Source organism: Limnospira sp. PMC 1279.21, assembly GCF_032349615.1.
In the GTDB taxonomy this organism is placed as follows: Bacteria; Cyanobacteriota; Cyanobacteriia; order Cyanobacteriales; family Microcoleaceae; genus Limnospira; species Limnospira fusiformis.
Map to the genome: position 1 here is coordinate 38,831 of NZ_JARPLU010000017.1, position 8,119 is coordinate 46,949.

7 protein-coding genes, 1 pseudogene and 1 CRISPR repeat array (1 of these 9 only partly in view) are annotated in these 8,119 nt (G+C 45.0%); of the genes and pseudogenes, 3 read left to right on the forward strand and 5 right to left on the reverse strand.

Annotated elements, in window-relative coordinates:
- A CRISPR array of direct repeats spans window positions 1-42; the repeat unit is 37 nt; unit sequence GTTTCCGTCCCCTGACGGGGAATTGGTAGGGTTGGAC (it extends 1,019 nt beyond the left edge of the window).
- Between the two features lie 375 nt (window positions 43-417).
- Window positions 418-1,161 (reverse strand): sirohydrochlorin chelatase, encoded by a 744-nt coding sequence (locus P5683_RS04700; RefSeq protein WP_315641785.1) that lies wholly within the window; start codon window positions 1,159-1,161, stop codon window positions 418-420.
- A gap of 17 nt (window positions 1,162-1,178) precedes the next feature.
- Window positions 1,179-1,388, reverse strand: a complete 210-nt coding sequence (locus P5683_RS04705) for a hypothetical protein (protein WP_006670650.1) — start codon at window positions 1,386-1,388, stop codon at window positions 1,179-1,181.
- Window positions 1,389-1,656: 268 nt separating this feature from the next.
- On the opposite strand from P5683_RS04705, the pseudogene P5683_RS04710 reads away from it, so the two are divergent.
- A pseudogene (locus tag P5683_RS04710) lies at window positions 1,657-1,785 on the forward strand (4-alpha-glucanotransferase); the annotation flags it as partial.
- Between the two features lie 135 nt (window positions 1,786-1,920).
- Here the strand turns inward: P5683_RS04710 and P5683_RS04715 are convergent.
- Window positions 1,921-2,733 carry a hypothetical protein gene (locus P5683_RS04715; protein WP_008054892.1) on the reverse strand — a complete coding sequence of 271 codons (813 nt, stop codon included), beginning with the start codon at window positions 2,731-2,733 and terminating at the stop codon, window positions 1,921-1,923.
- 315 nt (window positions 2,734-3,048) lie between these two features.
- On the opposite strand from P5683_RS04715, the gene malQ reads away from it, so the two are divergent.
- A complete protein-coding gene (gene malQ / locus P5683_RS04720) occupies window positions 3,049-4,560 on the forward strand; it encodes a 4-alpha-glucanotransferase (RefSeq protein WP_315639320.1) in 1,512 nt (503 codons plus the stop codon).
- A gap of 73 nt (window positions 4,561-4,633) precedes the next feature.
- Here malQ and P5683_RS04725 read toward each other — a convergent pair whose 3' ends face one another.
- Window positions 4,634-5,545, reverse strand: coding sequence for a UTP--glucose-1-phosphate uridylyltransferase (locus P5683_RS04725; protein WP_006623439.1), 912 nt, complete (start codon window positions 5,543-5,545; stop codon window positions 4,634-4,636).
- Window positions 5,546-5,630: 85 nt separating this feature from the next.
- Complete coding sequence (gene speA, locus P5683_RS04730) at window positions 5,631-7,592, reverse strand: biosynthetic arginine decarboxylase (protein WP_006623438.1); 1,962 nt, start codon at window positions 7,590-7,592, stop codon at window positions 5,631-5,633.
- A 437-nt stretch (window positions 7,593-8,029) separates the two neighbouring features.
- On the opposite strand from speA, the gene P5683_RS04735 reads away from it, so the two are divergent.
- The coding region (locus tag P5683_RS04735; protein WP_187758728.1) for a MerR family DNA-binding transcriptional regulator at window positions 8,030-8,119 on the forward strand (90 nt) is incomplete at its 3' end.

Here is an 8,119-nt window from a genome sequence, read left to right on the forward strand (position 1 = left end):
GAATGGTTTCCGTCCCCTGACGGGGAATTGGTAGGGTTGGACCCTATACCTTTGGAAACGTTGCAGTATGGGGTTTTCAAGGTGCGATCGCGCGAGACTACCTAGAAGGTGCTTAACAAAACTTTACAGGCTGTTTTTGTCGAAGCAAATTCCTTTGTTTTCACGTAAATTAATACTATCAGAGACAGCGCCAGACTGTCAACCCCCAAAAACAAAAACTTTTCTGTTGTTGGCTCCAGTTTACTTGAACGATCGCCCTATTCAAACTCGCGCGAGGTTATGAGAATCTGTAATATAACTTTACAAACCCCGAAACTATTACCCCCAAGGCAACAGAGCCATTAGGGAGTGTCGATCGCCTCTCAAAACCGAAAGAATTATGAGAATCACCACCCACTGCAGCAGGCAGGTGGTATCCTAGAGGCAAGATTCCGCCCAAGTACAAATCAAATCGCCCAGGTGTGGGCTATGGTCTAGGGGTGGCGTGAGGTGTAGTTGGCTGTGGGGAAACCTGTCACCAAGATTAGCCACCAAATCAACGATCGCATCAGTAGTGCGACCGGAGAACAGGAAATAAGGCAAAATCCCAATCCGGTGATATCCTGCTTGTAGCAACTCCCGAACCCGTGACTCCATCCCCGGAGCCACAGACCAATAAGCCACAGAAGCCTTGATTTTATGGGCTAGGTGAGCGATCGCTTCATTTCCACCCGCGCGGCGACTCCCATGGGAAAGTAGAATCCAAGCATCAACATCGTAACCAATCATAACATTTTCCAGCAGTACAGACAACTGCTGGCGTTGGCTTCCCAGATAAGGTTGTAGGTGAATTTCTATCTCGGTTCCCAGGGATTTTTGGGCTAACTCCACCTCCGTGGGGATATCTTCTCCCACATGGACCCCAGGTAACAGAAACAACGGCAGAATTTGGACTCGATGAATCCCTAAACTCAGGCTATACTCAGCGAATTGGTGAATTTGTGCAGATAGCGGAGTCGGTCCCAACTCCAAAACCGCACTTCCCACCAAAGAATCAGTTAAACTATCCCCACCCTGAGTCACCTTGAGGCGATCGCTCAACTGTTGTGCTAACTTATCTACAGCTAATTGAGGGCGGCGATCGCGACTACCGTGGGACACAAGCAAAACAGTGGATAACACGGGTTACTAATGAAACTTCAGTCAATCAGTCTAACCCATCCCCGGCGTACATTGTACAACAAGCGGTTAATAATCGCCTGTTCATCCTCGGTGATGGTTTCTTTGAGGAGGGTAGCTTTCAACTTTTGGCGGTCTTCAGTCGTCACCACACTGGAAAACATCACTTGACCAAACATTTCCTCAAGGGAACCGCTAGAATTGGTCATACTGTTATAGTAGCTGCTCATGTGCCTAACCTCAATGCTCCACTATATATATATCTTCCCTCAAGTGGCTGATTTTTTCTGTGATTATACAGACGACTACATATGAGTTGGATCACCTTAACAGGTGATCCCCATCGCTCTTAGTTGTGATTTGCATCAACCGTGCTGGGGGATACCCTCTATTATACCCCACAATTCATTTAAGTTTAACCGAGGCAATAATCCCCCCAAAAAGGCGATCGCTTTGTGATATAAATAGAAGCGGTTTCTACGGGAATATATCTTAATTATGCACCTTGAACGAGCCAGCGGTATCTTGCTACACCCCACCAGCTTCCCCAGTCGCTTTGGTCTTGGTGACTTGGGACGTGCCGCTTATGAGTTTATCGATTTCCTGGAACGCATTGGCCAAAAAGTTGGGCCATACTATCTCGAAGCCCCTCTCCCCCCCGGGATTCGGATTTAGGGTGAGGGTAATGTTTTCAGAAAGTGGCTTCTAAGCTAGAAAGCCACCTCTGTAGTATAGGGGGTATTCCTAACACAGGTTTTTTCCCTATAATCTCAAGGTCAGTTGGCGACCAAAACTAAAGCTAATTAACCGCCAAGGAACTCTACTATTTCGGAGTGTTTTGATTCTGACAAAATAACCTGCTAGTAATCGCAGTATGCCTTTAAGGCGGGCTTTAGCGCGTATCAGTTGGGGATTATATGCCTGGGTATATAATGGATCAAAGGCTATTTCTCCCCAGAGAACATCGGCTTGATGACCAGGACTTAAACCATGTTTGCGGTGTTCAGGGTTAGCCAAACCTCCGTGTTCTCCGTAATTGCGGAAAGGAATAAAGTTTTGCAAATTATGAGAGCGCAAGAATGTATCTATTTCCGAATCCCAAGTAGAATAAGTTTTTCCCTGAGTTGTTTCGGTGATTTTCTCGGAGAATTTAATGAGAAGTTCTGCGGCTTTGGGGCTGACAATATAAGCGACCGTACCGACTGAAAAACCTTCGGCATATCCTTCTGGAGAGACCCAATATACTTGAGGGCTGCAAGTATAAATCCAGGTAATTCCGAGATTAGGCAATTCCTTATCAAAAGGTAAAGGCAGTTGTCCAAATTCTAAAACCGGAACAAAATCCGCTTCCACAATTAAACTAGGCTGGCTCTGCTGAGTCGCTATTTCCCAAGCCTGACGGTGGTTGAGCATACACCTATAACTTGGAGAAAATTGTTGATATTCTGGCTTATCTTCTTGGCGAATAACTAGACATTCAAATCCTTCTTTGGTCAAGTATTCTTCTAATTGTTGAGTAGGCTCTTTATACGCAATAATCAAAACTTGACTCAGAGTATCAACTAAACTATTCATATTCGCTATTACCTCAAGTAAGTGGCTTGACATGAGAACATCCGTCCACAAGAGATTTCAGCAGCCGTGGCGATCGCCATAAGCGTTTCATCATATTTCCGCCCTCATGGCTAGTAAAAGACCCCGATTTTTCGCCCCTACCCATGTTGTACACTGTGGGGACACAAAATCCAAGTTCTCCCTGGTGGGTTTTCCTGTTCAGGAGTTGGGTAAAAACTATATCGGTCAGCTTTTTTGGTCATGTTATACATGGTAGATCCAGCATCATTTGTGTGATATAAATAAAAGCGGTTTCTACGGGAATATATATTAATTATGCACCTTGAACGAGCCAGCGGTATCTTGCTACACCCCACCAGCTTCCCCAGTCGCTTTGGTATTGGTGACTTGGGACGTGCCGCTTATGAGTTTATCGATTTTCTCGAACGCAGTGGCCAGAAAGTTTGGCAAATTCTGCCTCTCGGTCCGACCGGTTATGAGCATTCCCCCTACATTATGAACTTTAGCACCTTCGCGGGAAATCCTCTGTTGATTTCTCTCGATCGCCTAGCGGAAGAAGGGCTGCTAAATAGCCGGGAATTGCTACCCCTACCAGATAACCATAACCCCCAGCGGGTTGACTTTCCCAGGGTCATTGCTCATAAAGGACAATACCTCAAACAAGCCTTTGATTGCTTCTGGGAGTCCCTACAATCACAACCTAACCATCCTTTCGAGGAGTTTTGTCAACAAAAAGCCTCCTGGCTCAATGATTACGCCCTATTTATGGCACTCCTAGAGCAGAACGACGGTAAAGACTGGAATCAGTGGGAACCTGCGATCGCTCGCCGAGAACCCCAAGCCTTGCAAGCCAAAACCGAAGAACTCCACACCCAGATTATATACCATAAGTTTCTGCAATTCAAGTTTTTTGAACAGTGGAGTCAACTGCGACGCTACACCAACAATAAGGGCATTAAAATTATTGGTGACATCTCGATTTATGTGTGCTATAATAGTGCTGATGTCTGGTTTGCGCCCAACAACTTTCAACTAGACCCAGAAACCCTGAACCCTGCCTATATTGCCGGAGTACCGCCGGACTATTTTAGTGCTACCGGACAACTTTGGGGGAATCCGGTTTATGATTGGGATGAACTAAAACGGACTAATTTTGCTTGGTGGATTGAAAGATTCCGCGCCACGTTGGAATATGTAGATTGGGTTCGGGTTGACCATTTCCGAGGCTTTGAAGCCTATTGGCGGGTTCCCTTTGGGGAAACTTCGGCTTTGAATGGGGAGTGGGTGACCGCACCGGGTGCGGAATTTTTTGAAAGTCTCGGTCAACAGTTAGGAAGTTTACCAGTTTTAGCGGAAGATTTAGGAATCATTACCCCAGAGGTGGAAGAGTTACGCGATCGCTTTGAGTTTCCGGGAATGAAAATCCTCATGTTCGCATTTGGGGAAGATTCTCGCCACCCCTATCTACCCCATAATTATACCAGAAATTCCATTGTTTACACGGGAACCCATGACAATGATACTACAGTGGGTTGGTGGCAAACCGTGAGTCCCGAAATTCGTCAGCACGTCGCTGGCTATTTAGGGTATGCTTTCCCAGAAGCCATTGAGGATATTAATTGGGCGTTAATTCGGTTAGCCCTAAGTTCCATTGCTGACCTGGCGATTTTCCCGTTTCAAGACCTGTTAGGATTAGATAATCGAGGGAGGATGAATGACCCTAGCACCAATGCGGGAAACTGGCGTTGGCGCTACGAAAGTTCGACATTGTTAACGCATCCTTTGTGCGATCGCCTGCGCTATTTAACCCAAATGTATAGCCGCTAAATTCCCCTTTTTTTGAGGGAAGGTTGGGGAGGGTAACTGATAAACCCCCCCCTGATTAAATCGGCTGTACTCCCTAGGATTTAGTCTTGATATTGCGGAATTCTACCAGAGTCTTAAAATAGGTTTCTGGTAGACCCGTATCAAAACAGCGACCTGGGACAAGATACCCAGTAATTTGTTCTTTTTCTAGGAGAGTTTGCAAACAGGAAGTCAGTTGATATTCTCCCTTTTCCCGGACATCATGGCGGATATTGTCGGCTAAGAGGTCAAAGATTTTCGGTTCAATGATATACAGCCCAAATATAGTCAAAAACCGATCCCATTCCAGTCCGGGAACTCGCATATTTGTCCGCGCATAATTGAGAGTTGGCTTCTCATAGATTTCCGTCAGGTCAAATAAATAATCAGAATCTTTAACCGGAGTTCCGGCTACACAACCATAGTGCTGAATGCGATCGCCGGGAGTAATTCGCACACCGATAACACTCTGTTGAACTTTCTCATAAACCTCCAACAATTGACGGGCGCAGTTTACCTCCAAATCGGAAGCATAAACATGGTCACCCAATAGTAACATAAAAGGCTCATCATGCACCCAGGGGGCGGCACAAAAAACCGCATGACCGAATCCTTCTTGTTGTTCCTGGGTTAAAATAGTAATCCGTTCCCCCAAGGTTTGTAAATAGTGGCTATAGTCTCGACTACTGGGGGACAATTTCCGCCAAAATTCCGGTTTAGGAGACCCTTGGAAATAGTCCTCAAATAAGGAGCGATCGCCCGATTGAACAATAATTCCGACCTCTTCAATTCCAGCATTAATAGCCTCTTCCACGACCACCTGAATCACAGGTTTAGCGATTCCCTCAGCATCAACTATAGGGAAAAACTCTTTTTTAATCATTTTGGAGGCTGGGAACATCCGAGTACCAAATCCTGCGGCTGTGATGACAGCTTTGCGAACCCGACGATTTTCTTGTGCTTTCATAGTCTCAAATTATCCCCTTTAGGGAAACCTGTATATTTTAACTTATTTTATGCTGAAATTGGGGTCATTCCGTAAAATTTGAGCATCAGTGAGAGGTCAAATAGGTATATTGGGTCAAACTGCGTTCATAGTTTTGTAGGAGAAGCTGAGATTCTTCGATGGTAATTTTCTGGGACTGAAGGGCTTTTTCAGTTTGGCGGCGGATACTTTCCACCAAATCCTCACTGTCATATTGTACATAACCCAAAACCTCATTCATAGTGTCGCCTTTGATGACATATTCTACCTGATAACCTTGAGGATTGAGTTGAATATGAACCACATGGGTATCGCCAAATAGGTTATGTAAATTCCCCATAATTTCCTGATATGCGCCCGCCAAAAACATCCCCAAATAGTAGGGCTGTGAAGGGGTTAAGGGGTGCAGTTCCAAGATGGGTTTAGAATCTCCCCAATTGATAAAGCGGTCTATTTTACCATCACTATCACAGGTCAAATCTGCCAAAGTCGCCCTTTGAGTTGGTTCTTCATTAAGGCGATGAATTGGCAAAATCGGGAAGAGTTGGTCAATCGCCCAGGAGTCCGGCGCAGACTTGAACACGGAGAGATTTACATAGTAAATAGAAGCCATAATCTGCTCAATAGACTTTAAATCATCCGGGATAATTTCCAAGTCTCGAATAATCTCGCGGATTTTATGACAACAAGCCCAATATAATTGTTCAGCTTTGGCGCGATCGCGTAAATTCAAGTAACCGAAATTAAAGACACTAATCGCCTCCCCTTTAAACTGGATCGCGTCGTGATAGGCTTCTTGGTAATTATCGGGATTAATAGATTGATAGGTTTCGGCTAAATTCCTGAGTAGGAGATGGTCATCATCATTAATATTCGGAGGGTTGGCGGTGCTGGGTTCACTACTTCCCAGGATATCAAAAACCAAGATAGACTGATGAGAAGCGATCGCCCTTCCACTTTCGCTAATTAAAACAGGCGCATCAATTTTTCCCTGTTCGCAGGCTTCCTTAACTTCCGCCACAATATCATTAGCATAGTTTTGCATATTGTAGTTTTTGGAAGCGGGGGCGTTAGTTTTAGAACCATCATAATCTACCCCCAAGCCGCCGCCGACATCCAGATATTGCATATTAGCGCCTAATTTAGCGAGTTCCACATAAATTTGACTAGCTTCTCGGATGGCATCTTTAATCGCACTAATAGAGGAGATTTGTGAGCCAATATGGAAGTGTAGAAGCTGCAAACAATCCAACATTCCCAAACCCTGGAGGCGATCGCATACTTGGATAATTTCGGGAATAGTTAAACCAAACTTAGCGCGATCGCCGGTGGAACCTCCCCAACGTCCTACACCTCGGCTTCCCAATTTCGCCCGCACTCCTAAAATCGGTTGTATCCCCAGATTTTGACTAGCGGCTATGGCTAATTCCACTTCTTCTAACTGTTCCATCACCACAATAGTTTTACGTCCCAACCGTTGGGCTAACATGGCGGTTTCGATATATTGTCGGTCTTTATAGCCATTACAAATCAGTAAAGCACCGGGAGTAGTCAGACAAGCCAAAGCAATCAACAATTCCGGTTTAGAACCCGCCTCTAATCCCAATTGATAAGGCTCCCCAAAGCGCACCAAATCCTCAATCAGATGACGTTCTTGGTTACACTTAACCGGATAAACTCCCCGATAAACTCCCGGATAATTATAGCGGGCGATCGCCTTAGAAAAACAAGCGTTTAGGCGTTCAATGCGGTCTTCCAGGATATCAGGAAAGCGGATCAGTAAAGGTAGCCCCAGATTTCGTTTTTTCAGAGACTCGACCAACTCATATAAATCAATAGACCCACCGCGATCGCCTTGTGGGGAAACCGTGATATGACCCGCAGCATTAATAGAAAAGTAGGGTTCACCCCACCCCTGAATGTGGTAGAGTTTCTCGCTATCTTCAATAGTCCAAGTTCCCATTTGGTCAGATACCCCATGATCAGAAACCGAGTCCGAAGCAGAAGGGGTCAGGGGTTGTAATTTCATAATCGCGAAGTTCCTTACTGTTAGCGTCTATGAGACAGTGTAGCTTGACAAGTCGGGGATCTTCATGAAAACTATAGTTGGGGTCAATAATGTTTTCGGAGCGACATGGCATCGTTAGCTAAACTTTGATCAACTTTGATTAACTTTAGGATCGGTGTTGGTGTAGCGATCGCCTGAAATTGTACCTCACAGGTTAGTTGATCCAGATCACCACGGAAGCGCATAATCTGATACAATTCGGGTCCAAAATTTATGCGACGATGATAGACGGCTCAAGAATATAGCTATCAAGATATTCTTGAAGATATATCGGCTGAAAATATATCACAGAGTATTCATGTAGAAATCTATCCTAGGAGAGCATGATTTAATCTCAAATTAGGTTAATATTTTAGGGCAATAGGGTCTAATAAGCGAGAAGAGTTGAGGATAAACCTATTGCCAGATATGTCAAACCCAAGGAAGCGGCTCAAATCCTTGGAGTCCATGAAAGAACACTCCGCAGATGGGACGACAATGGCTCAATA

Coding starts and splice junctions, on each gene's coding strand:
- speA (WP_006623438.1), bottom strand. CDS start 7,592: ATGAAATTACAACCCCTGACCCCTTCTGCTTCGGACTCGGTTTCTGAT.
- P5683_RS04705 (WP_006670650.1), bottom strand. CDS start 1,388: ATGAGCAGCTACTATAACAGTATGACCAATTCTAGCGGTTCCCTTGAG.
- P5683_RS04725 (WP_006623439.1), bottom strand. CDS start 5,545: ATGAAAGCACAAGAAAATCGTCGGGTTCGCAAAGCTGTCATCACAGCC.
- malQ (WP_315639320.1), top strand. CDS start 3,049: ATGCACCTTGAACGAGCCAGCGGTATCTTGCTACACCCCACCAGCTTC.
- P5683_RS04715 (WP_008054892.1), bottom strand. CDS start 2,733: ATGAATAGTTTAGTTGATACTCTGAGTCAAGTTTTGATTATTGCGTAT.